At 60.8% G+C, this 23743-nt stretch carries 24 protein-coding genes; 11 read left to right on the forward strand and 13 right to left on the reverse strand.

Features of this window, described 5'->3' with window-relative positions:
* A partial coding sequence (locus U9R81_RS02455; RefSeq protein WP_322493945.1) for a hypothetical protein occupies nucleotides 1–894 on the forward strand: 894 nt, incomplete at its 5' end.
* Here the strand turns inward: U9R81_RS02455 and U9R81_RS02460 are convergent.
* From U9R81_RS02460 to U9R81_RS02490, 7 genes are all read right to left on the reverse strand, one after another.
* Nucleotides 860–2350 (reverse strand): nitronate monooxygenase, encoded by a 1491-nt coding sequence (locus U9R81_RS02460; RefSeq protein ID WP_322493946.1) that lies wholly within the window; start codon nucleotides 2348–2350, stop codon nucleotides 860–862. The two genes, U9R81_RS02455 and U9R81_RS02460, sit on opposite strands and share 35 nt — an antisense overlap.
* 184 nt (nucleotides 2351–2534) lie before the next feature.
* A complete protein-coding gene (locus tag U9R81_RS02465; protein WP_322493947.1) occupies nucleotides 2535–3137 on the reverse strand; it encodes a 5-formyltetrahydrofolate cyclo-ligase in 603 nt (200 codons plus the stop codon).
* 175 nt (nucleotides 3138–3312) lie between these two features.
* The gene (locus tag U9R81_RS02470) at nucleotides 3313–3648 is read right to left on the reverse strand and encodes a DUF4491 family protein (protein WP_322493948.1); all 336 of its coding nucleotides are present in this window, start codon (nucleotides 3646–3648) and stop codon (nucleotides 3313–3315) included.
* Between the two features lie 41 nt (nucleotides 3649–3689).
* A complete protein-coding gene (locus U9R81_RS02475) occupies nucleotides 3690–4103 on the reverse strand; it encodes a DUF4491 family protein (protein ID WP_322493949.1) in 414 nt (137 codons plus the stop codon).
* A gap of 120 nt (nucleotides 4104–4223) precedes the next feature.
* Nucleotides 4224–4838: an NUDIX hydrolase gene (locus U9R81_RS02480; protein WP_322493950.1), complete on the reverse strand. Its 615-nt coding sequence runs from the start codon at nucleotides 4836–4838 to the stop codon at nucleotides 4224–4226.
* 290 nt (nucleotides 4839–5128) lie between these two features.
* A complete protein-coding gene (locus U9R81_RS02485) occupies nucleotides 5129–5950 on the reverse strand; it encodes a PHP domain-containing protein (RefSeq protein ID WP_322493951.1) in 822 nt (273 codons plus the stop codon).
* The gene (locus U9R81_RS02490; protein WP_322493952.1) at nucleotides 5947–6465 is read right to left on the reverse strand and encodes a rhodanese-like domain-containing protein; all 519 of its coding nucleotides are present in this window, start codon (nucleotides 6463–6465) and stop codon (nucleotides 5947–5949) included. The genes U9R81_RS02485 and U9R81_RS02490 overlap by 4 nt, the downstream gene beginning before the upstream one ends.
* A gap of 91 nt (nucleotides 6466–6556) precedes the next feature.
* Between U9R81_RS02490 and U9R81_RS02495 the strand changes: the two genes are divergently transcribed.
* From U9R81_RS02495 to U9R81_RS02510, 4 genes are all read left to right on the forward strand, one after another.
* On the forward strand, nucleotides 6557–7525 hold the full coding sequence (locus U9R81_RS02495) for an MBL fold metallo-hydrolase (RefSeq protein WP_322493953.1): 969 nt from the start codon (nucleotides 6557–6559) through the stop codon (nucleotides 7523–7525).
* A gap of 281 nt (nucleotides 7526–7806) precedes the next feature.
* Nucleotides 7807–8676 (forward strand): phosphate regulon sensor protein PhoR, encoded by an 870-nt coding sequence (locus U9R81_RS02500; RefSeq protein ID WP_322493954.1) that lies wholly within the window; start codon nucleotides 7807–7809, stop codon nucleotides 8674–8676.
* Nucleotides 8677–8784: 108 nt separating this feature from the next.
* The gene (gene rpsA / locus U9R81_RS02505; protein WP_322493955.1) at nucleotides 8785–9990 is read left to right on the forward strand and encodes a 30S ribosomal protein S1; all 1206 of its coding nucleotides are present in this window, start codon (nucleotides 8785–8787) and stop codon (nucleotides 9988–9990) included.
* A 127-nt stretch (nucleotides 9991–10117) separates the two neighbouring features.
* Entirely contained in the window at nucleotides 10118–12625 is a 2508-nt protein-coding gene (locus U9R81_RS02510) for an ATP-dependent Clp protease ATP-binding subunit (protein WP_322493956.1), read from the forward strand.
* A 57-nt stretch (nucleotides 12626–12682) separates the two neighbouring features.
* On the opposite strand, the gene U9R81_RS02515 is transcribed toward U9R81_RS02510, so the two are convergent.
* The 6 genes from U9R81_RS02515 to U9R81_RS02540 all read right to left on the reverse strand — a co-directional run bounded on the left by U9R81_RS02515 (nucleotide 12683) and on the right by U9R81_RS02540 (nucleotide 18545).
* Entirely contained in the window at nucleotides 12683–13969 is a 1287-nt protein-coding gene (locus U9R81_RS02515) for a DUF190 domain-containing protein (protein WP_322493957.1), read from the reverse strand.
* A gap of 72 nt (nucleotides 13970–14041) precedes the next feature.
* Nucleotides 14042–14422 (reverse strand): fluoride efflux transporter CrcB, encoded by a 381-nt coding sequence (gene crcB, locus U9R81_RS02520; protein ID WP_322493958.1) that lies wholly within the window; start codon nucleotides 14420–14422, stop codon nucleotides 14042–14044.
* Nucleotides 14423–14553: 131 nt separating this feature from the next.
* Entirely contained in the window at nucleotides 14554–15540 is a 987-nt protein-coding gene (locus tag U9R81_RS02525; RefSeq protein ID WP_322493959.1) for an ABC transporter permease, read from the reverse strand.
* The gene (locus U9R81_RS02530; RefSeq protein ID WP_322493960.1) at nucleotides 15524–16471 is read right to left on the reverse strand and encodes an ABC transporter ATP-binding protein; all 948 of its coding nucleotides are present in this window, start codon (nucleotides 16469–16471) and stop codon (nucleotides 15524–15526) included. Before U9R81_RS02530 ends, U9R81_RS02525 begins: the two co-directional genes overlap by 17 nt.
* A gap of 49 nt (nucleotides 16472–16520) precedes the next feature.
* A complete protein-coding gene (locus U9R81_RS02535) occupies nucleotides 16521–17693 on the reverse strand; it encodes an NEW3 domain-containing protein (protein ID WP_322493961.1) in 1173 nt (390 codons plus the stop codon).
* A gap of 111 nt (nucleotides 17694–17804) precedes the next feature.
* Nucleotides 17805–18545, reverse strand: coding sequence for a class I SAM-dependent methyltransferase (locus U9R81_RS02540; protein ID WP_322493962.1), 741 nt, complete (start codon nucleotides 18543–18545; stop codon nucleotides 17805–17807).
* 305 nt (nucleotides 18546–18850) lie between these two features.
* On the opposite strand from U9R81_RS02540, the gene U9R81_RS02545 reads away from it, so the two are divergent.
* From U9R81_RS02545 to U9R81_RS02570, 6 genes are all read left to right on the forward strand, one after another.
* Nucleotides 18851–19342 (forward strand): NUDIX domain-containing protein, encoded by a 492-nt coding sequence (locus U9R81_RS02545; RefSeq protein ID WP_322493963.1) that lies wholly within the window; start codon nucleotides 18851–18853, stop codon nucleotides 19340–19342.
* 197 nt (nucleotides 19343–19539) lie between these two features.
* Nucleotides 19540–20034: an 8-oxo-dGTP diphosphatase gene (locus U9R81_RS02550; protein ID WP_322493964.1), complete on the forward strand. Its 495-nt coding sequence runs from the start codon at nucleotides 19540–19542 to the stop codon at nucleotides 20032–20034.
* A gap of 233 nt (nucleotides 20035–20267) precedes the next feature.
* Nucleotides 20268–21539, forward strand: a complete 1272-nt coding sequence (gene serS, locus U9R81_RS02555) for a serine--tRNA ligase (protein WP_322493965.1) — start codon at nucleotides 20268–20270, stop codon at nucleotides 21537–21539.
* A gap of 18 nt (nucleotides 21540–21557) precedes the next feature.
* On the forward strand, nucleotides 21558–21914 hold the full coding sequence (locus U9R81_RS02560; RefSeq protein ID WP_322493966.1) for a hypothetical protein: 357 nt from the start codon (nucleotides 21558–21560) through the stop codon (nucleotides 21912–21914).
* Nucleotides 21915–22168: 254 nt separating this feature from the next.
* Nucleotides 22169–22963 carry an alpha/beta hydrolase gene (locus tag U9R81_RS02565; RefSeq protein WP_322493967.1) on the forward strand — a complete coding sequence of 265 codons (795 nt, stop codon included), beginning with the start codon at nucleotides 22169–22171 and terminating at the stop codon, nucleotides 22961–22963.
* A 123-nt stretch (nucleotides 22964–23086) separates the two neighbouring features.
* The gene (locus U9R81_RS02570; RefSeq protein WP_322493968.1) at nucleotides 23087–23689 is read left to right on the forward strand and encodes a transposase; all 603 of its coding nucleotides are present in this window, start codon (nucleotides 23087–23089) and stop codon (nucleotides 23687–23689) included.
* The last annotated feature ends 54 nt before the right edge of the window (nucleotides 23690–23743 follow it).

Here is a 23743-nt window from a genome sequence, read left to right on the forward strand (position 1 = left end):
CCGGCCACCCTGCGCGGCGACGAACTGCCCGGACGGCTCTTGTTTAGTCACAGCGGCGGTATTTGGTTGTGGGAAGGACGCACGGCCCGCCAAGTGATTGCGCCGCCGGCGACGCAAGCGGTGTTTGATCCGGCTGGCGAACGGATCGCCTACGTTGTGCCGCGAGCCGGGGCCAGTGATGTGCTCGTTGCCGATAGCGCAGGCGCGACTATTGCCCAACTTACCCGCAACGATCCGGCGGCGCCTCCCGGCAGCCTTGATCGAGTCTATGCCGCTATGTGGGCGCTGTACCCAACGTGGTTGCCCGATGGCAGCGGGGTGCTCGCCGCGGCCCAAGCCGCGCCGCCGGCAGGTGATCCGCCAGCCGATGCGCCGCTGGCCATCTTCCGCTATGACCTAACCGGCCAGCGCCAACCCGCCTTCGCCGACCCGAATGCGCAGCTTGGTCGTATCGCCGTCTTACCATCAGGCGATCTGATCGCGGTGCGCACCCCGCTCGGCAGTGACGGGCAACAACAACTGTACCGGATTACCGGCGGCCAAGCTGCCCCCTTGCTGGGAGCGCCGGTTCCAGCCTACGATCCGGCCCTGAGCCCTGACGGGCGCTGGCTGGTATTTGCAGTTGGCATCAACGGGGGAAGTGATCTCTATGCTATGCCGGTCACTGGTGGATCGGCGGTGCGCTTGACCGATCTCGGCACGGCGCGCGCGCCGGTCTTTTCACCCGACGGCGCAATGCTGGCCTTTCTCGCCATTCCGCCGGGCGGGCGCGGGTTCGACCTCTATCTGGCCGGCGTGACGGCCACCGATGAAGGCTTTCAAATAGAGCCGCCACGCCGCATTTCAACCAATTTCACGATCAACGCCGATGCGGGCTTGTCGTGGGCGCCGTAACCGGCTCGGCCAGTTGCGACGCCGGGAAGGAGAGCATCACCGGACGTTCGCCGAGCAGATAGGCGATCACATCAGCCGCTGAATAGCCCTGAGTCAGGTCGAAGATCGTGCGCAGCCGCACCAGATCATTGCCGCTCGTCAGCAGCGGCGGCTCAGCGCCAATATCGGCGCGCGCCTGCCCCACCCCAATATTGGCCATCAGTGCATTGCACAAACAGCGCCGGCCTTCCGTCTCGGCCAGATCGCCGCCCTTCTTGACGAAGGTCGCCACCGGTTCGCTCGCGCAACGGTAGCCGATCGTTCCCTTCGGGGTGCGATACATCGTGCGCAAATACCCAAGATCGCAGATCCGCCGGCGCGGCACCCCTTGCGCCGGATCGGTATCCCAGCGTACCACCTTGAACGGATAGCCGGTCGGCGAGGCGCGCGGGTCGGTAAAGACATCCACCGCATCACGGGCCGCTGCTTCGAGCACCGAACGGCGCAGCGGGTCAGCCAAGCCTGAGTCAGTACAGAAGGCAAAGAGCGTGCCCACCTGAATGCCCATGGCGCCAGCAGCGCGGGCCGCCGCCAACCCTTCCGGCGAGGCCGTGCCGCCAGCCAGCCAAAACGGCAGACCAAGCGCGGCGATCTTGGCGGGATCAATCAGATCGCGCGGCCCATAGATCGGCTCGCCGCGCTCGTTGAGCTGCAACTCACCCCGCGGCGGCGCATTGTGCCCGCCAGCGGTCGGCCCCTCGATCACCAAACCATCAACGCCGGCAATCTTGCGCGCAAACATTGTCGCCAACGTCACACTGGCCACAATCGGCAAAAACAGTGGCCGGCGCAACGCCGGCGGCTCACCCGGCCAATGCTCCGCCGGCTCGAAGGTAATGTACACCGGCGGCGCGCCATCGTCACCCTCAATCTCTGCCGTCAGGCGCGCCGGCTGGTTAGCCGCCAACGCATCGAGCGCCGCCGGGATTTCACGCGGAATGCCGGCCCCCATAATGATCACATCCACCCCGGCCAGCAGCGCCCCATAGAGCAGGGCCAAATTGGGCAACTGAATCTTGGTCAGCAAATTCATGCCAATCGGGCGATCATGTCCCTCTTTGGCCAGCCACACCTCAACAAATGCTGCCAGCATCGCCACCTGTTGCCGCTCTTTACTCACCTTCAGGTTATACATCGGCAACAACGTATACGGCTCATCAGGCGCGCGGCCTTCAGGCCGGAAATAGGCTTCCAGCACACGCTCGGCTACGCCGGGGACGGGAAAATGCGCCATGGCCCGCCGCATTGCGCCATCAGGGTCGCCATCTTGCAGGCGCCGGATCAGGATCGTATCGATACCGGTGCCGGAAACAACGCCGAGCTGGCCGCAAGCTGCTACAGCTCGCGCCAGTCGCCAATCGGAAACGGCGGCGCCCATGCCACCCTGAATAATCATCGGCAAATCAGTGGCGCGCATGGTTCAAGACTCCTTAGACATTACAAACGGCAGTCGATCAAAATCGCTGCGAGAGACGAGCAGGGCAATATGAAGATTTCCGTGGAATGCCATCGGGGTTGGCGAACAAGCGATGCAAACGGAACCTTGACCCTCTTCCTCATATCATACCGCAGAGCAGGGATCGGCGCCAGATAAGAATCCGCTACCGGCCAGCAGAGCCAGAACGCGCGCTCCCCTGCTCGGCCCCTCTGATCCCATCCTCGCAGACAACCAGATCAAGCTGGATATCATGCGGCTCGCGCGGCAAGCGAACCACTTCCTGCACGGCAAAAGCGACGCCAACCGCGATAGTGGGTGCGGTGGCCAGCAACGCATCGTAAAAACCTCCGCCATACCCAAGCCGGTACAGATCGTGATCAAACGCCAGCAGCGGTACGATGGTCAACGACCACGCGCCGGGTCGGGCCGGACGGATCTGACGCGGCTGGAGCGTACCAAACCGGCCGCGCACCCATTCGGTTTCAGCAAGGCTGTCGATCCAGCTATGCTCTAGCCGGCGCTGACCGGCCACCACCGGTACAGCCACCGCTTTGCCGGCAGCTAACGCCGCCGCGATCAGCGGTCTCGTATCAACCTCGGATCGCATCGGCACATAGCAATGAATAGCTGTCGCCGCCAGAAATGCCGGCAGTTGTTGCGCCAAGGCGCAAATCTGTGCGCTGCGCCGATCACGATCGGGCAGCGCATCGCGGCGCGCCATCATTGCGGCCCGCAAAGCAGCTTTCTGGGCGGCAAGCTCGGTCATGTCTTCGCTGATACGCGCTCCATTGAACAATTGTACCACAGAAAACGCAGAGGGCGCAGAGAATCAAACCACCCCAAACCCTTTGCGCCCTTCGCGTTCTCTGCGCCTTTGCGTTGAGCGTCTTTGCGCCTTTGCCCCCTCTGCGTCTAGAGCCTGACAACCGTCCGGCTCTACATTACAGGTGCGGCGCTTTGATTTTGCGAATGATGTTTGCAAACGGCGGCAACGGCTTGGGCTTCGGATTGCGCGGGAACCACCCCAAATCAGCCCGCACGGCTTGCTCTTTCAACTCGGTTGCCCCCCAGATAAACGAAGCGCCGGTCACGCCGAGCAACGCCGACCAACCCGCATCCGCCACGAACAGCGAGAGCACGATGATCGCAATCCCAACGAGTAAGGGGTACGGCCACCACAGGTAGCCGAGATGGTACTCCATGCGAATGACCCAGAAGAAGCCAAAGCCAATAATGCCAAGGCTAAAGAGACCGATTGCCAGACCTTCCCACATCATAGCGATGACCTCAGGGGTATGTGCTGCTTATCCATGCAGTGCTACGAGGCGATTTCGGGTTTGCGGTGCGCCGTTGGCTGCGCATCAACCACCGGATCGCTCGGCTCGCGATCAAGCGGGTCGTGCAGTGTCGCCTTGCCCTCAGCCAGATAACGGGCATGGCGGGGGTTGTTGGGGTTAGCCGGCGCATGGCCGTGGCGCACTCGCCGGTCTTGCCGCACTAGCTCAAACGCATCCCACCACAGCGCGATCCCAACCACGCTGCACACGCCGCCGATGGTGACATTCGGCGCGAAGAGGGCAGCAACGTTGAGGATGAGACCGGCGATGATCAATGCAACCATTGGCGGGCGAATGTCGGCGCTCTTGGCCTCAAGCCAACGCACCCCGATATGCCCCCACCAGATGCTGAGAAATGTTGCCAGCGCCAACCAGAGACCACTTGTTTGCAGCATACCATCCCTCATAAATCTACACAAATCTTAACAATTGTGTGCAGTATTACATGGAAAGGCCGGCATGTCAAGTGCGAAGAGGACGGGTAGGAGAGGGTTAAGGCATCTATCGACCCTTTCTTATCCGGCCTTCAATAACGCACCCACTTCTTCGTGCATCACGGCGCGAAATTGGCCCCAACTGGCCCATTTGCCGCTAATCGCCGGATCAGTCCGGTCAGACAGTTGCCGCAAGCGGGCAGCCAGCACCGGCAACTCGGACGGCAACACCGTGCGCATCTCGGCTACCTGTTCTGCCGGGTCGGCGACGTGCAAGGCGCCGCCTACTTCATCGAGCAGAAACACGTAACTCACAAACCGGCGCGACATGAGATCCGGCGTTGCGTAGGTGATAACGCTCAAAAACCGGCTGATCTGCACTGTGAGGCTCGTCTCCTCGGCGACTTCCCGTGCGAGCGCGCTGGCGATGCCTTCCACCGGCCCAACGCCACCGGTCAACAGCCGGAAAATCGCCGGTGGATAATACGTTTTGCGCGCGACCAAGATGCCACCGTCGCGCCGGCGCACGACCATCCCGACTTCACCGACCCGATCGGTCTTGATCAGCGGATCGAAGACGCCATCGGCCAGCACGACGTGGCGATGGCGCGGCATGCCATACCGGACGGCCAGTTCAGCCGCTTCAGCTCGGTGGTGAACTGGCAGGTGGGCAACAATCGACTGAATGTTCATCATCTGCTACCTCAGCAATATCCTGCTCTGAGCGTATGTTAGGAGGTACGGTAAAGGGACATAAGATTTCTAATGCGGCGTAAAGACCACAAGGACACGAAGGCGGCGCGGTCGGTTGTCATTGCGAGGGTGCACCGCACCCGAAGCAATCTCCCACTTTGGCGGAATCCATCACTCAGCAGGCTTCGTCCTTCGCCAGCGGCACGCATACTTGTGATCGCAAGGATATGCAGCGCCTAGGGATGCAGCGCTGCTGCATCCCCATGAGCCACCGCCATCTCTTTGCAATAAGATCACCGTCGCAACCGGGCCACAATGGTCAGATCCTTGGCCGGCCACGTGGCCAAATCCTGCTGGGGATGGTGCGAGTCACTGCCGCCGGAAACGAGCAGGTTATGCCGCTGCGCCGCCGCCAGCAACCGCGCGCGGGTAGCGGCGTCATGGGTTGGGTAATAGACCTCGATCCCATCAAGCCCTGCCGCCGCCAAAGCAGCAATATCATCATCAGTGGCCGGGATGGCATAGATGCCTTTGTCACGGCCCGGATGGGCCAACACCGCCAACCCGCCGAGATCGTGGGCAACGCTGATGATCTCGTCAACACTCAACGGCCGGTATGCCGCGGCGAAATGGGTGAGGATGAAGCGCATCCCGGCCTCTTCGTCACCCTCGCCGGCCACCCGTCCGGGCAAGTCATTGTGGCGCGCCAACGCCAGCGCGACATCGGCCACCGTGGGCGGGCGGTCACGGTCGCCGAGGCCGGGCAGCCGAAAGCCGGCGGCGGGCAGATCGCGCATTAATTGCGCCGCATTAGAAGCATTGCGACTGACGACCTCAGCGCATAGATCGAGCAGGGCCGGCGCTTCAGGGTCAACCCCATACACCAGCGTATGCCAGAGCTTGCCGTTAAACGCGCTATCAATCTCTACCCCGCTGACCACCTGCACCCCGTAGTGCATCCCAGCCATCGCGGTGGTAATCACATTCGCCGTCGTATTGTGATCAGTCACCGCAATCATCGTCAAACCGCGCGCCGCCGCCGCCACCGCCAACGCCACCGGTGTCCACGTCGCATGGTGGGGGGTAGCGTTGGTATGGATATGCAAATCGATCATGGTCGCTCCACCGGCAGGTTGGCCGCCTGCCACGCTTCAATCCCGCCTTCGAGCGCAGCGACCGGCCCGTAGCCAAGATCACGGAAGATCTGCGCTCCGCGCTGGCCCGCCTCTGGCCGGCTAGCATCGCCGTAGGTGATGATAACCCAGCCGGGAGGCAAAGCCGCCAGTCGCTGGTTGAGATCGGGCGAGGCCAAACTGAGCGCGCCGGGCAAATGCGCAGCTTTGTAGGCATCGCCCGAACGCATATCGACAAAAATCACTTGGCCAGCTTGCCAGCGCTGTTGCGCATCGGCGACCGAAATCGCCGGCGCGGGCGGACTGTTGCTGAAGTCGCCGTGGCCAGCCGCCGCCTCAACGGTTGGCGCAACCGCCGGCGCAGCAGCCGGCGCCGGCGCGCCGGTTCCGGTGATAACAAAGGCGAACACACCGGCCAACAGCACAATGCCGCCGACGATCGCCGGCAAGCGCCATGCCGGCGGTTGGTTGGTATGAGTTGGTTCAAAATGTTCCATACATCAAATGTGGTATTGTCTACATCCTCGCGGTATTATAATGCAGATAGCTGTTCGCCAGCGCATTGCGCTCACTCACAGGAACTGCCTTATGATTACCGCGCTGCTCCCTCATCTGTACCAATTACGCTTACCGCTCCCCTTCGCCCTCAACCATGTTAACGTCTATTTGCTACGCGATGCGCAGGGCTGGACGGTAGTCGATACCGGTTTGCACACCCCTGCCGGTGAAGCCGGTTGGCAAGCGGCCTTCGCCGAGCTCGGCATCGAACCGCGCCAGATTCACACCATCGTCCTCACCCATTTTCACCCCGACCATTTCGGCATGGCCGGCTGGCTGCACGAGCGTTCGGGGGCGCGCGTGCTGCTGGCGCCGCGCGAGATCGAACTGGCCGAAGAGGTGTGGATGCACCGCGCCGACCATGATGATCCTAGTTTACGCCATTTTCTCCGTCACGGCATGCCCGCCGATCTCGTACAACAGGTCGTCGGCGCAATCGCAGCCTTACGGGCCGCTACCCGGCCGCATCCGCCGCTCACACCGCTACCAGCGGGCACTTGGCTCACGATGGGAAAGCGGCGCTTTCTCGCGATCCATGCCCCCGGCCACAGCGACGGCCAATTAGTATTTTACGCCCCAGATGACCGGCTGGCGCTGGTTGGCGATCAAGTGTTGCTCAAGATCACGCCCCATATCGGCATCTGGCCGGAAAGCGAGCCGGATCCGTTGCGTAAATATCTCGCCTCGCTGAGCGAATTGGCGACGCTTGATGTCGAGCTGGCGCTGCCCGGCCACGGCAAGACCATCACAGCGTGGGCCGAGCGGGTGACCGAATTGCAAGCGCATCACCACGAGCGGTTGGCCGCGATGCTGGAAGCGGTGCGCAACGGCACAGAAACGGCCTTTGCCGTCGCGCAGCGAGTCTTTGCCGTCGAGCGTTTCACCCCCCACGAGGCGCGGTTTGCGATTGCCGAAACGATTGCCCACCTCGAATTGCTAGTGGCTGATGGCCTGATTACGCGCCACGAGGACGATACGCTGGTGCGGTATACGGCTTAACACCGGCACAGTGCGGCGCATCCCACTTGTCATTGCGAGGGAGCGGCGCTACCCAGCCACGCTGGAGCCGCCCGACCGCAGCAATCTCCCCTTCAGCGGTACAACTGCCTGAGCGGGCATCTGCCGTACACGCAGGAGCTTGCTTCGCCGCCTCCGGCGGCTCGCAATAACAGTAAGGGGGAGCGCGCTTTCGCCAATCTGTAATCTACGCACAATCTGCATACCTCAGCCCCTATGGTACTCTGCAAGCAACGTTAGTCAAGGCGGGCAAGATGGGGTAAATGATGGGCCGCTGGATGTATGCGCCAACCGTATCGCTTATCTTGATACTCAGCATATTCGCGTTAGCCAGCGCGTTTGTTGCGCCTGCACTCGCTATCATCGCCTTAGCCGGCTGCGTGCTCGCGCTGCTCTGGGAACGCTACCGGCTCGCGCGCGCAATGCACGCTTTGGCCCATCGTCTCCACCACACTCCTCTCGACACTAAACTCGAAGTTGGTTCTGGAGCGTGGGGTGAAGTTTGCCATGCCGTCAACCGGCTGTTGCAACGATGGCGCACCGAGCAGCACCTGCAACGACTACAGCCGGCCCAACCGGCGCTGCGCCAGATCAATCCACTAAACCTCCATCCGCCGGTCGATGGCCGCATCACTCCCATCGCCGTCTTGGCAGTCGGCCAGCTTCATCTTGCCAACGAACTCGACGAAATGCGGGCCCGAACCCATCTGATCAGCGAACCGGTCGAACGCCAACAGGCCTTGCTCCAGTGGCGCGACAACTCTGTTCTGCTCATCTTTGGCGCTCTTGCCAGTGAAGCCGATCCGATACGGAGCGCCGTGGCGGCGGCAACCAACATCATTGCTTGCGCTGAAGCCGCCGGCTTGTCCCTACCGCCGATGGCCCTGAGCAGCGGTCATGGGCGAGTAGCAGTTGTACCGCTGATCGGGCTGCATACCATCGGCGAACCGCTTGAGCAAGCCGCGAACCTCATCCACCAAACCGCACCCGGAGACCTCACCTGCGCCGAAGAGGCCTATTTTTCCCTCCGCAGCGCCGGCCTACTCCCCCTCAGTGCGGTGCGCTTTACCACGCCAGCGCGTAGTTACGCCCTCGCGCTCGGCGACACCTGCCTGCATCAGAAAGCGGAATAGTATCATGATCCTTGCGCTTTAAATCTGCCCGGCGTATAATATTGCTACGTATCGCTCCGACCAAGCCCCGTCGAATGGCGCGCCGCCGCTTCTGCGCAGGGATCTTTCATGGAAGAGTTGAATCATGCCGGCAATAATTCAAACGAGCACGACGAAGTTCGCCAATCTGATCTGAACGATCTGCTCGATCGCGGCGATCAGGCGCTGATGGAGGAGATTCTGCGCGATCCTGCTCATGCGTATCGCAACCTCAAGCACGGCGATACGGTTGACGGGCGGATCATGCGGATCGACCGCGACGAAATCCTCGTCGATATTGGCGCAAAAGCCGAAGGCGTCATCCCCAGCCGCGAGATGCAGACGCTCAGTGAAGAGGATCGCGCTGCATTGAAGGTGGGTGATCCAGTCCTTGTCTTCGTCGTCCAATCCGAAGACAAGGAAGGCCGCGCAATCCTGTCAATTGACAAGGCTCGGCAAGAGAAGAGCTGGCGCGCACTGCAAGAATGTTACGAGCGGGGCGAGATTATCTACGCCCGCGTCAAGAACTACAACAAGGGCGGCCTGCTGGTCGATCTCAACGGCGTGCGCGGGTTTGTGCCTGCGTCACAAGTGTCGAGCATCAGCCGCAGCTCGGAAACGCAGAAGCAATCCGAAATGGCCCGGCTGGTTAATGTCGAATTGCCGTTGAAGGTCATCGAGATTAATCGTAACCGCAACCGCCTGATCTTGTCGGAACGGCAGGCGCTCGCTGAAACCCGCGAGTCGAAGAAAGACGAGTTGCTGTCGTCGCTACGCGAAGGTGATGTGCGCGAAGGCATCGTTTCGTCGGTGTGCGATTTTGGCGCCTTTGTCGATATTGGCGGCGCCGATGGCCTCGTTCACCTCTCCGAGATTTCGTGGTCGCGGGTGAAACATCCTGCCGAGGTGCTTAAGGTCGGAAGCAAGGTGAAAGTGTCGATCCTGAGCATCGATCACGAGCGCAAGCGGATCGCGTTGTCGATCAAGCGCACCCAGAGCGAGCCATGGACGAAGGTGGCTGAACGGTACCAGTTGGGCCAGATCGTCGAAGGGACGATCACGCAACTCACCTCGTTCGGCGCATTTGCCCGGATCGAGGATGGGGTAGAGGGTCTCATCCACATTTCGGAGATGGGTGATGAGCGAATCCAGCACCCCCGTGAGGTATTGAGCGAAGGGCAAGTGGTGCAGGCCCGGATTATCCGGATCGATCCGGCGCGGAAGCGGATGGGATTGAGTCTGCGGCTCCAACACGAGCCGTCCGAGAGCGGCGCAGCAGCGGAGGATGATGGCTAGCCCCTGCCGTTGCTTGGTCGAGATGGCGCTCTCAACCAAGCGCAACGGCGCGGGAGGGCAATATTCGTATTCCCCGGTCTGTCAGGCCCAATAGTCGTTTCCTCCAGTCTAGCAGGTGGAGAAGAGTATGTCTGATCTGTACAGCAAATTTACCAAGCGCGCCAAGCAGGTGTTGCAATTAGCCGCCGAAGAGGCGCGCGCGTTTAACCATCCATACATCGGCACCGAGCATATTTTGCTGGGGCTGATCCGCGAGAGCGAAGGGATCGCGGCCCGCGTGCTCGATGAGCTGGGGGTGAAGCTGCCGCAGGCGCGCAGTGCGGTTGAGTTTATCGTTGGCCCCGGCGAGAGCACGATGGTCACTGACCAAGAACTAACGGCCCGCGCCCAGAAGGTGATTAAGTACGCAATTGAAGAGGCTAATCGCCTCAATCATCACTATATCGGTACCGAACACCTGTTGCTAGGGTTGGTACGTAATGGCGAAGGCGTCGCCACCGGCGTGCTCGATATTCTGGGTGTGTCGCTCGAGCAGGTGCGCAATCAGGTGATGCGCACGCTGCGCCACGGCACTGCCGGCGCCAGCAGCGAAACGCGCGCTGCGGCTACCCCCGGCACGCCGCCGTCCCAACGCCAATCGAAGACGCCGTACCTCGATGCGCTCGGCACCGATCTGACCGAGATGGCCGAACAGGGCCGGCTCGATCCGATCATTGGCCGCCAGCACGAGATCGAGCGCGTGATTCAAATTCTCTCGCGCCGCACCAAGAATAATCCGGCCCTGATCGGCGAACCCGGCGTCGGCAAGACGGCGATCGTCGAGGGCTTGGCTCAGCGCATTGTCCAAGGCGATGTGCCCGATAGCATCAAGGGCAAGCGGGTGGTCACGCTCGATATGGGCGCGTTGGTCGCCGGCACCAAGTATCGCGGCCAGTTTGAAGAGCGGCTCAAGCGCGTGATCGACGAGATCAAAGAGTCGCGCTGCATCCTCTTTATCGACGAGTTCCACACTATTATCGGCGCTGGTGGCGCCGAAGGGACGCTCGATGCGGCCAATATCCTCAAGCCGGCCCTCTCGCGCGGTGAGTTGCAGACGATCGGCGCGACCACGCTCGATGAGTATCGCAAATATATCGAGCGCGACGCCGCCCTCGAACGGCGCTTCCAGCCGGTTATGGTCGATGAGCCCTCGATCGAAGATACGATCCAGATCCTGCGCGGGATCAAGTCGCGTTACGAGGATTTCCACCAGTTGCAGATCAGCGACGAGGCGATCCGCGCTGCGGCAATGCTGTCGGCCCGCTATGTGCCCGACCGCCAGTTGCCGGATAAGGCGATCGACTTGATCGACGAAGCGGCTTCACGCGTGCGCATGTATCGCTCGGCGACCCCGCCGCGCCTGCGCGATGCCCTGCGCGGCCTTGAAGCCCTGCGCAAAGAGCGCGAGGCGGCGCTGGAAGATCAGCAGCTTGAGTTGGCCGACAATCTGCGCGAGCGCGAAGAGCGCATGCTTCAGCGCATCCAAGAGATTGAGGCCGAACTCGGCACCCGCAGCGATGAGCGCTACGACCGGCCTTACGTGACCGAAGAGGATATCGCGGAAGTGGTCGGGATGTGGACGGGTGTGCCGGTGACACGTTTGACCGGCAACGAGACCCAGCGCCTCATGCAGATGGAGGAGTTCCTCCACAGCCGGATCGTCGGCCAGCACGAGGCGATTGTCACTATCTCGAAGGCAGTACGCCGCGCGCGCGCCGGCCTGAAAGACCCCAAGCGCCCAATCGGGAGCTTTATCTTCCTTGGCCCCACCGGCGTCGGCAAGACCGAGCTGGCCAAGGCGCTGGCCGAGTTTATGTTCGGCACCGAAGAGGCGCTGATCAAGATCGATATGTCTGAGTTCCAAGAGCGCCACACCACCTCACGGCTGGTCGGCTCGCCGCCCGGCTATATCGGCTATGGCGAAGGCGGCCAACTGACCGACGCCGTCCGCCGTAAGCCCTACAGCGTGGTGCTGTTCGACGAGATCGAGAAGGCGCACCCCGATGCCTTCAATCTCTTGCTGCAAGTGCTCGAAGATGGTCATCTGACCGATGGCAAGGGCCGGCGGGTTGACTTCCGCAACACCATCATCATCATGACCAGCAACGTCGGCACCGAGCACATCCGCCGCGCGTCACGGATCGGCTTCGGCGGCAACGCCAACGAGATTGATCAGACTGATATGCGGCGCAAGGTTGATGAGGCGCTCAGAATGCTCTTTCGGCCTGAGTTCCTCAACCGCATTGACGCAACGATCATCTTCCATCCGCTGACTAGCGAGGAGATCCAGTCGATCACCCAACTGATGCTCAAGCGGGTGAAAATGCAGCTCGATGAGCACCAGATCAAGCTGGTCGTGCAGCCCGACGCGCTTGAATTCCTTGCCCGTCGCGGCTATGACCCGGCCTTCGGCGCGCGACCGCTCCGCCGGGTGATCACTAACCTGATCGAAGACCCGTTAGCCGAAGGGTTGCTCTCTGGGCAGTTCCAAGATGGCGATACGGTAATCGTCGATACACACGAGGATCAACTGCGGTTGCGCTCACAGCGCGAAATTGACCAAGAGAAGGTGGAAGAAAGCCCTGCCTTGGCGTAGGGGCAACGCTAAAAGCAACAGGAGGGGCGCAGCGATGCTGTGCCCCTTTCCTTGTCCCTACCGCCCGCTGCCTAACAACGCCCCCAACAATGCAGCTCGCCCGACAATCCCTACCAACCGCCCTTCATTATCAACCACCGGCAAGCGTTTGATCCGGTGCGCGATCGTCTGCTCAACTGCGGCTACAATCGGGGTATCTGGCGTCACCGTAATCACCGGACTCGTCATCACATTAGCGGCTGTCTGATTCTTGAGCGCCAGCTCTAACTCAGGCGGGCGGGCGCCGCCGCCGATCCAGATTGCGAAGCGTTGCAACAAGCCCGGCGCCACCGGTCGCATTGCCCGGCGCAGAATATCGCCATCGCTGATGATGCCAATCACACGCCTGTCTTTACCGATCACCACTGCGCGCCGGCGCGGGGTCGATAAAATCCGATCGAGCGTCTCGACCAAGGGCGTCTCAGGGGTGACGGTTGGCACGTCACGCACCATCACCTCGCCAACCGTCTTGGCCGATCCGAGACCCGTTCTCGGCAATACTTCAGCGCTAGTGGCAAAGTTATTCGCCACCGTCTGCAACACGTCCGACCGGCTGAGCATCCCCACCAGCCGGCCTTCGCCATCAACAACCGGCAACCGCTTGTGATCGTGCTCGGCCATCACCAACGCCGCTTGCGCCAACGAAGCCGTCGCCGGAATGGTGCGCGGATTCAGCGTCATCACATCACCAGCCTTTTCCGGGCGCGCTGCCATCGCCGCCAATTGCGCCGCTCGCTCATCACCCGGCAGCAACTGTTGCAAGTGCAATGGCAATTGGCTGACGCCACGCTGCAACAAATCGGCATCGGTGACAATCCCTACCACCTTGCGCTGCCCATCCACGACCGGCATCGCCCGCAAACCGCGTTCGAGCAGCAGCCGCACCAACTCGCTGACCGGCGTATCAACCGTCACCGAAACCACTTCGCGGTTCATCACATCGGCAACAGTCAGGTGAGAGGGAAAAATCCCGCCGGCGCGCCGGCCCACTTTCACGACTTGCACCGGCGACAGCACGATCAAGCCCTCTTGCACAATCTCGCTCAGTTTGGGCAGCACCCGTTGCAAACGATCGCTGCGGTCGATACAAGTGACGATCAGCGGCAACCGGCTCGGAATATCAACCAGCAGATCGCTATGAAAGACGCCGTGGGTGCCATAGCCCCCCACCCCGCGCAAAACGGTCACTCCCGGCGCACCGGCGGCCCGGAGGGTATCAACAATCCGCGAGGCAATGGTACGCCCCTGCTGGCTATCACCCTCATCGATATAGATCCAGAGCTGCTGTGTCACGGCCTGCTCCATTGGAGACCTCCTCTCAAGGCGGCAAGGGCGACGCCTAGCGTCGCCCTCACCTACTATCCTGCGCCAAACTCGTTACCCGCCAATCCAGCGCCCAAGCCCGACTCCAATCACCACGGCAATCAGGCCGCCCACCACGCTCCCGCCGACATACCCCGCCGCCGCCAGCCAGTTGCCGGCGTTAAGGAGGGTAAAGCTCTCGTAGCCAAACGTCGAGAAGGTGGTGAACCCGCCAAGCAAGCCAGTCACCAACATCAATCGCACCGGTTCGCTGAGCGTCAACCGGTTGGCGGCGAGGGTCAGCAACACGCCAATTAGCAGACAACCCAGCAGGTTGATGATGAAGGTGCCGTATGGCCATGACGTGCCGAAGCGTTGGGCCGCCCACAACCCAATGCCGTAGCGGAGGTTGGCGCCAATCGCCGCCCCCAGCGCAATCGCCAATACGTTGTTCATCGTTGCCTATCTCTCCTCGTGCAAGGCAGAACCCGACGATAGCTATCTGTATTGTACGACGATTGGGGAGATTGTGGGATAGGACTGGAGGTGGAATGCTGGGGCGAAGGTTTGTTCACCCCAGCAACCCGTTACGCCCGCACCTCTTGGCGTTGGAAGAGGATATAACCAATGGCGAACAGCACGATCGTCGCCGCGATCAGGCCGGTAGCGTGCGGCCACGTCAGCAAGATGCTTTGCCCAGCCGGCAGTGGCGTGCCGGGAATGGCGTTGTGCAACTGGATGGGCAGCACGATGCCCAAGGCACGCACCGCCGGGTTGAGCATCGCCAGCGCCACCTCTGAGAAGAGGGTGTTCGGCGACAACCGGGTGAGCAGCAGTTCCAGTTGAATCTGGTTGATCAGCGCCTGCGGATCACCTAGCGGCGCCGGTTGCAACGTGCGGGCTAGCAGGCTGGCAATGATGCCCCAGAAGACGGTGAAGAAGAGCCAGACCGCAATCGCGGCCAGCGCCGCGGTGGCCGGTTGGCGAAAGATGATCGAGAAGAGCATCGCTAACGCCAACCAGATTCCGCCGTAGAAGATGGTAATTAGCAAGAACCAGAGCATACGCACCGTCTCTTCACCGCTTGGCGGCACGCCCAATTGTAGCAGCCCCATCCCAATGATCAGCAGCCAGATCGCGGTCAGAGCCAAAGCCAACGTCCCCAAACCGGCCAAGAATTTGCCCAACAGCAGGGCATCGCGGTAGATCGGCTGCGCCAATACCTTCGAGAGCGTGCGCTGGTTGAACTCGCCGTTGATCGAGTCGAACGCCAGCGCAATCGCGAGCAACGGCACCAGCAAGCCAAGGAAGCCGACAAAGGCCGGCAGTGGCTCGCGGGCCGTGGTAAAGAGGCGCAAGAAGAGGAAATCATCGCTAGCGCCAGCTCCGGCGCGCAGATTCTGCGACGCGGCGTAGACAGTGCCAAAGGCGGTGAGCAAGATCAGCGCCTCAAGGATCATCATGCGGGCGCTGGTCAGATAATCGGCCATCTCTTTGGCCACCACTGCCCACAACCCCGTCCACGGCGACCCTTCGCGCTGGCGCGCGGGTGCTAGACTACGCGCGTGCTGCATAGGCCGCTCCTTTCTGGAAGTAGCGTGCATACACCTCATCGAGGCTGGGGGTGTCTACGCTCAGGCCGAGCAACTTGCCACCCGCCTCGATCACCTTGCGAGCAATCTCGGCCCGCAGATCGGCGCGCGCCTCGACATTGTACCGGGAGCCGTTGGCCGACACTTGTACCACGTCGGGCAAGGCGCGCAACGCCGCCGCCACCGCATCGCCTCCCTCGGCTTCAACGTGGATGCGGTAAGCGCTGCCGAGTACGCGCTGGGCCAGCTCGCCGACCGTGCCTTCCAACACCATGCGCCCTTGGTGGAAGAGACCAACCCGATCACAGACCGCCTGCACCTGTTGCAGCAGGTGCGACGAGAGCAAGATGGTGATGCCGCTCGCCTTGAGCTGGCGGATGAGATCGAGAAATTCGCGCACCGCTTCCGGGTCAAGCGCCAGCGTCGGCTCGTCCATGATGATCAGTTGCGGCTGCTTGATCAAAATCTCGGCCACTCCCAACCGCTGGCGCATGCCGCGCGAGAAGGTCTTGACCCGCCGGTCGGCCACGTTGCTCAACCTGACCTGATCGAGCGCCGCGTTGATGCGCTTGCTCATCTCTGGCTCGCGGATGCCATTGAGCTTAGCGATGTAATGCAGGTTCTCGCGCGCGGTCAGGTGATCGTAAAAACCGACCTGATCGGGCAGATAGCCAACCCGCGCCTTGACGCTGAGCGGCTGGCGGGCCGGATCAAGACCCAACACCTTCACACTGCCGCTGGTTGGCTCGGTCAGGCCTAGCAGCATCAGAATCGTGGTCGTCTTGCCGGCGCCATTTGGCCCTAACAGACCGAAAATCTCGCCCTTGCGCACGGTCAGGTTGAGGTGATCGACGGCGGTAAACGCGCCGTATTGTTTGGTCAAATCACGGCATTCAATCACCACGTCGGTCATAATCATTTCCCCGTTATTTTGTAGAGCCGCACCTCCGTGCGGCTTTACATTATCGGCGGCCAAACCGCATCACCGCCACACCGACGCCTACCACCGCCACCGCAATCAGGGCAATCCCAACCAACCCCCAAATCGTCGAGGTCAATACCGTAAACCGGAATTCGCTAGTGGCAACCGCTGCCTCAGCCGGGCGGGCAGTGAAGGTGACGAGATAGTCGCCGGCGATAGCCTGATTCGACGGCTGTACCTTCGCAGTGACTTCGACCAGTTGGCCATTGGCTAGCTCAGGAATCTGCTTCGGCTCAAACTCAACCGTCCACCCAACCGGCGGCGAGGCGCTCAGTTCGATGTTGCGGGCTGGCGCGCTGCCGGTATTGCGCACGATCAACTTCACGTCAGTCTTTTCGCCGATCCGCGCTTCGCCCGAAAGCCGGCCATTAGGCGTGGTCAGCAACAACTGCGGTTGGCCGGTAATATCGGCCACAAGGCGAGTGGTCGCTTGCAAGTCACCGCCACGGGCCAAAATGCCAATTTCATACGTACCGGCAGGCACATCCGTATTGAGCGCGCGCACTTCCACGCTGAGGTTCTTCGACTCGTTGGGGCCAAACGGCACGCTGGTAATGCTCTGGCCCGACAGCTTGAAATCGACTTGGAAGCCGCGCGGCGCTTCGGCCAGCAAGCTCACCGACACCTCTTCACTGCTCTCGTTCTTGAGGGTCACGTTGTAGCGGAAGGTGGTCGAGGGCGAACCGCGCAACGTCGGCAGATCGACTTTGAAGGCAAGACCAGCAGGGTTCACCGTCTTAGCCTTCAGCGTCAACTCGATCGGCAACACCACCTCTTGATTCACGCCAGTCGCCACCGCTACCATCCGGTACGAACCGGCTTTCACATCTGACGGCGGCTCGATCCGCAGATCAAAGGTCGCGTTGTTATTCGGCTCAACGTAGGCCGCTTGGATCACGCGCCCATCGCCGCGGAAGGTTACATTCCAGCCGCTTGGCGCTTCGCGCATGCCAAGACGCACAATCTGCGGCGTGGTATCGGTGCCAAGGGTGAGTTTAACAGTGACAACATCGCCAACAGTCGCTTCTTGGGCCGGGTAACGGGTGTAGAAGAAGAGATCACGCTGGTTTTCTTGGGCCAGCGCCGGCGCTGCGCCCACGACGGCGATCAGCGCCAATATCACGAGCAAGCTGATGATGCGAAACGCACGCATCGACTACCTCCCGTTGTGATGGCAACTGCATAATCTGCCGCGGAGATCCACTCACTTTCGGGAAGATAGACGGCAATGATTAGAAGAAGATTAGCGGTGTGTTAGTGTTCTCTATGAAATCTCCTCCTTGGTCAGCGCATATTCCCATAACTGATGCGGAGCATTGGCTGGAGACTTTGGACGCATCATGCGTATCGTCAATGGCAGTGTTTTGAGATGCGCATACAGCAGGTGAAGCGGAATTGAGTGAACCGACTGCGGGTACAGCTTCAAGCGGTAATAAAGCGCGTGATCAGGCAACCCTAAACGCTTCAGCGCCATATAGGCGCGACGGCGTAATTGCAAACGATACAGCCAGCGAATATGGTGGCAGATATCGGTAAAGATTAACCCTCCCGGCGCTAACACCCGCGCAAATTCGCCGAATAGGCGCAGAATCGCTTGCTGATCGGGAATATGCTGGAAGACGCCAAAGGAAAAGATCAGGTCAATGCTATTATCGGGGAGATCGAGCCGGCTGGCCGTATTGACCAGAAACTGGGCATTGGGCAAATCGCGATGCAGCTCACGTGCCTTGAGAATGAGACTTTCGGCGACATCGAGACCGATATACTCGGTGAAATGCTCGCGCAGCGCCGGCGCCACCCGCCCGATTCCGCAGCCAAAATCAAGCACGCGTTGAAACCGGCGCGGATAACCGAGACGTTGCATCTCTTCATGCAACTGTGCTACTTGATGCCGGCCGGTCTGGAAAAATTCATGAAGGTTCCAGTTGCTTAAACCAGTCATCGCCCAGAACGGATCAAGCTGGCCTAAAGCATTCCATTGCTGTTGGTTGTAGGCAAAGGTCATGGTTGCTCCTTCCAAGACGTAGTGTATTGATACCTTCGCTCATCAAATCACATCTATACCTTGTTTGTCTTGTGTATTTTGACAGGGATGCGGATGGGGATATTTTCCTCATTGCAAAGCATTATCTAATGAAGCTCTTGCCTAGAGAAACGCTTGCGAACAGGTTTGGGCAGCTCATTGTCCCGGCCGATCGCGCCGCGACAGCCATCGTGACGCCGATTTGCGGCCAAGGTATGCCCGTGCTATGATGCGCTTGCTAACGGTGGAACGACCCACCGGCTGAGGCGACAGGGTTAACAGCGGCTATGATCCACCCCTTGCGCGAAATCATCCTCACCGGAGCGTATAATCTCTTCATCCGCTTGCGGTTGGCGCAGCATGTTCTCTTCCGCCCGCGCGCAATCGGGGTGCGGGTGATCGTGCAGCGTGGCGATGAGTTATTGCTGGTTCGTCACCGTGGCGGCGCCAAACCGTGGGGATTGCCCGGCGGCGCGATCGATCACGGTGAAGCTCCGGCGGAAGCGGCTCGCCGCGAGGCGCTCGAGGAGAGCGGCTGCCCGGTGACGGTGACCGGTCTGCACGGGGTGTTTCACTACGTGGCTCATGGGCTCAGCGATTATGTGATCGTCTTTACCGCGGTGGCTGATGGCCCGCCGGCGCCGCCTCGCGGCGACATCGAAATCTGTGATGCCCAATTTTTCTACCCCGACCGTCTGCCAACCGGGATTGACGCTGGCAGCGCGCGCCGGATCGCCGAAGTGCAGCGCGGTGAGCGCAATCTCTATCGCGCATGGTAACGCTGTAGAGCCGGACGGCTGTCCGGCTCCGCAGAGGTCGCAAGGGTTTTTGGGGTAGGGGTACAAGCACGGTAGGTAAACAACCTCTAACAAATCTCTGCGTTCTTGGCGTCCTTCGCGTCTTTGCGTTAAAAACCTTCGTGCCTTTGCGTTAAAAACCTTCGCGTCTTTGCGTCAACATGTCATTGAGGTCAGCTATGCCCTATACACCTATCCTCGCTACCCTCGGTTATGTACTGTCACCCGACCGCCAAGCAGTGCTGATGGTGCATCGCAACGCCCGCCCCGGCGATCAGCATCTGGGCAAATACAACGGACTCGGCGGCAAACTCGAACGCGACGAAGAGATCGTCGCCGGCATGCAACGTGAGTTGCGCGAAGAGGCCGGCATCACTGCGCTCGAGTTAACGTTGCGCGGCACGGTGAGCTGGCCAGGGTTCGGTAAAAACGGCGAAGACTGGTTTGCGTTTATCTTCTTGATCACCCGCTTCAGCGGCACACCACCGGTGGCCAACGCCGAAGGCACGCTCGAATGGGTGCCGATTGCGCGGGTGATGGAACTGCCGCTCTGGCCCGGCGACCGCTTCTTTTTGCCACTCGTCTTCGACAACGACCTGCGCCCATTCCACGGCGTGATGCCCTACGCCAACGGCCAGCCGGTTGATTGGCGCTATAGCCGGCTTAGGGGATAACGGGATTAGGCAGGCGGGGAGGCGGGAGACAGCCAACGCTCCCGTCCTCCCTACGCCGCTAACGACCAACCTTGTCTACAGAGAGCGCAGAAAGGATAGTCGGTTACTTCCGCGTCCCCTCAGTCTGCCGTAAACACCCCGCTTCAAGGGGATACAGCCGCTCACACCGTGGTATAATTGCCACTACAGCACGAACCGCCGCGCACTGGCGCATTGCATACCGGCAGAAAACTATGCTTGACATTAAACTCATCCGCGAGCAGCCCGACGAAGTGAAGCGCCAACTGGCCCGCTGCGGCGTTGATGGCGCAATCATCGATCAGGTGCTGGCCTTCGACGAGCAGCGCCGCCGTTTGATCTACGAGGTTGAGACGCGCAAAGCCGAACGCAACGCAGTCTCGAAGCAGATCGGCGCTATGAAAGATGCTGCCGAGCGGCAGGCTAAGATCGAGGCGATGCGCCAGCTAGGCGATGAAATCGCGGCGCTTGATCGCCAACTGGCCGAGGTCGAAGAGCAACAGCGGGCCGCGATGCTCGAGATTCGCAATCTGCCGCACCCTGATGTGCCCGATGGGGTTGATGAAAACGATAACGTGGTCATCTACCAAGAGGGTGAAGCGCGGCAATTGCCCTTCCCCGCCCGCCCGCACTGGGAACTGGGTGAGGCGCTGGGCATTCTCGACTTCGAGCGCGGCGTCAAGCTGGCCGGTTCGCGCTTTTATGTCATGCGCGGCGCCGGCGCGCGCCTGCAACGGGCCGTCATCCAGTGGTTGCTCGATCTCCATCTGCAACAAGGCTACCAAGAGGTCTACACGCCATTTGTGGTCAAAGAATCGGTGTTGTGGGCCTCCGGCCAATTGCCCAAATTCCGCGACAACCTCTACCGCGATGAAGAGTCGGGCTTGTGGCTGGTGCCGACGGCAGAAGTACCAATTACCAGCCTCTACGTCGACGAGATTCTCGAAGCGAGCCAGTTACCAATCTATCACGCCGCCTACACCCCCTGTTTCCGCAAGGAACAGCTCAGCGCCGGGCGTGATGTGCGCGGGATCAAGCGCGGCCACCAGTTCGATAAGGTCGAGATGTATATGTTCGTCAAGCCCGAAGAGAGCTATCAGGCGCTCGAAAAGCTGCGCCGCGACGCCGAAGAGTGCGCGCGCCTGTTGGGCTTGCCGTTCCGCACCAAACTGCTCTGCACCGCCGATCTCGGCTTCGGTTCGACCAAAACCTACGACATCGAGGTGTGGGCGCCGGGAGTGGGTGAATGGCTCGAAGTCAGCTCGTGCTCGAACGTCGAGGCGTTTCAGGCCCGTCGCGCCAACCTGCGCTACCGGCCCGAACCGGGAGCCAAGCCAGAGTTCCTCCATACCCTGAACGGATCGGGCCTCGGCTTGCCGCGCACCATCATCGCGATTATGGAAAACTACCAGCAGGAAGACGGCAGTATTGTGATTCCCGAAGTGCTGCGCCCGTACATGGGAGGCATGGAACGGATCGGGCCGTAAGGATAAGCGCAAGACGCTATGCCAGTCGTTATTAACCTCACCAGCGCGCTTCACGGCGGAACTAGCCCCAGTTGCGGCGCCGGCGACCACAGCAGTTGCGGGCCAGATTGCGGCTGCGGTTGCCCCTACACCGGCATGGTCGAGCGCGGCAAGGTGGAACCGGTAGCGCTGATCGAACAGCGCTACCCCAACCAATGGCTCGCGCTCGTCATCCCTCCCGGCGAAGACGAAGAGCGGCCCGAACAGGCTATGCTCGTCGCCTACAGCAGCGATCCCGACGAGGTGTGGGATGCGGTAAGCCGGATCACCTTCAATCAGGTGGTGCATGTCTACTACAACGGCTCGCTGGAAGGGTTTCTAGGGCAGTTTCTCTAAACGCGGTTGGATGATCCGGTCACTGCGCGGGGCGTACTCTACCTGTCATTGCGAGGGGCGCAGCCCCCGAAGCAATCTCCCCCTTTCGCGAGGTCAAAGGCTGAGCGGCCATCTTCCACGCTCGCGGGGGATTGCTTCGCCTCGCTCCGCTCGGCTCGCAATGACATGGGGAAAGCGGCGGTTCGCGATGACAACCGGCGAGCGACGCCTGACCGAGATTTACTCGTATCATTATCATCATGAGAGACGACCCTATGCTCACCGTTACCGACTATCTTGAACAACCTGCCGTACCGCCCGACGCGCGCCTCGCTTATGGCAGCCACCCCGACCAATTTGGCGATCTCTATCTGCCTTACGCACCGCACCCGGCGCCGGTGATTGTGCTGATCCACGGCGGCTGCTGGCAAGCTGCCTACGACCTTGCACCGCTCGGCGAGTGCTGCGCCGCCTTACGCGCCGCCGGCTATGCCGTGTGGAGCCTTGAGTATCGCCGGTTGGGCAATGGCGGCGGCTGGCCGCAGACGTTTCACGATGTCGCCGCCGGGGTCAATCATCTGCGAGTGTTGGCCAACACATACCCCCTGAACCTCGCGCGGGTGATCGCAGTTGGCCATTCCGCTGGCGGCCATCTCGCGCTCTGGCTTGCAGCGCGACCCACGTTACCGACTACCAGTCCCCTCGCCACTGCCAATCCGCTCCCAATCCACAGCGTGGTTGCGCTCGCCGCCGTCGCCGATCTCGCCCAAGGCGTAACCGCCACCGCCTGCGGCACGGCCTGCGCCGAACTGGTCGATCACGATCCACGCCGCTACGCCGAAGCTTCGCCGCACATGCGCTTGCCGCTCGGCGTTCCCCACTATCATCTCGTGGGGAGTGACGATCTGATCGTACCGACGACCTACGTCGCCTCCTTCGTGGCCGCGGCCCGGCAAGCTGGCGACCCTGCCCATCTGACCATCCTGCCGCAATGCGGCCACTTTGAGCTGACCACGCCGCATAGCGCGGCATGGCCGGCGGTGATGGCGGCGATCAGGGAGATGGGGTGAGGAACAGGAGAACAGCTTACGAGAGATTACAATATCGATTTAGAAATTGAAAAGATGTGCATCTTTTGCGCTGGTCAACCGGTTTGATCAATAGAGGACTCGTTTTCGATCAAACCACAAAACATGCCAGCGCAAGCCACCTCTCTTTACCAAAACCGTTACCGCATCCCATCAGCCCGCGCCGAGTGGTGGGATTACGCCGCGCCGGGGAGCTATTTCATCACCGTCTGCACGGCACAACGCCAGCATCTGTTCGGGTGTGTGCAGCACGGCCAGATGCGCTTGTCGCCGCTAGGCGAAATTGCCCGCGCAGAATGGGAACGATCGTTTGCCATCCGCGCCGAATTGGCGTGTGACGTGTACATCATTATGCCGAACCACATCCACGCCATCGTACGCATTATCGAACCCGTAGAGACGCACGGCCGTGTATCGCCGCCGAATGGTAATTCCACCGGAACCCGCCCGCCCAAATCCGTTTCATCGTTCGTGGCCGGTTTCAAATCGGCCACCACCACCCGCATTAACGCCTACCGACAGACCCCCGGCGTTCCCGTTTGGCAACCCCGATTTCACGACCACATTATTCGCCATGATGTGGCCTATCAACGGATTATGGCGTATATTCGCAATAATCCCGCCCGCTGGGCACGTGACCGGTTTTGCCGCGCACGGACGCAATATCAACCGTTTTACAACAATTTTGTGATATCCATCCCGCCCTAAAACGCGCTATAGTATGTATAGCAACGAACACGTTACTCTTTTGGCGCTTACATC

The organism is Chloroflexus sp. (assembly GCF_034435895.1).
Taxonomy (GTDB): Bacteria; Chloroflexota; Chloroflexia; order Chloroflexales; family Chloroflexaceae; genus Chloroflexus.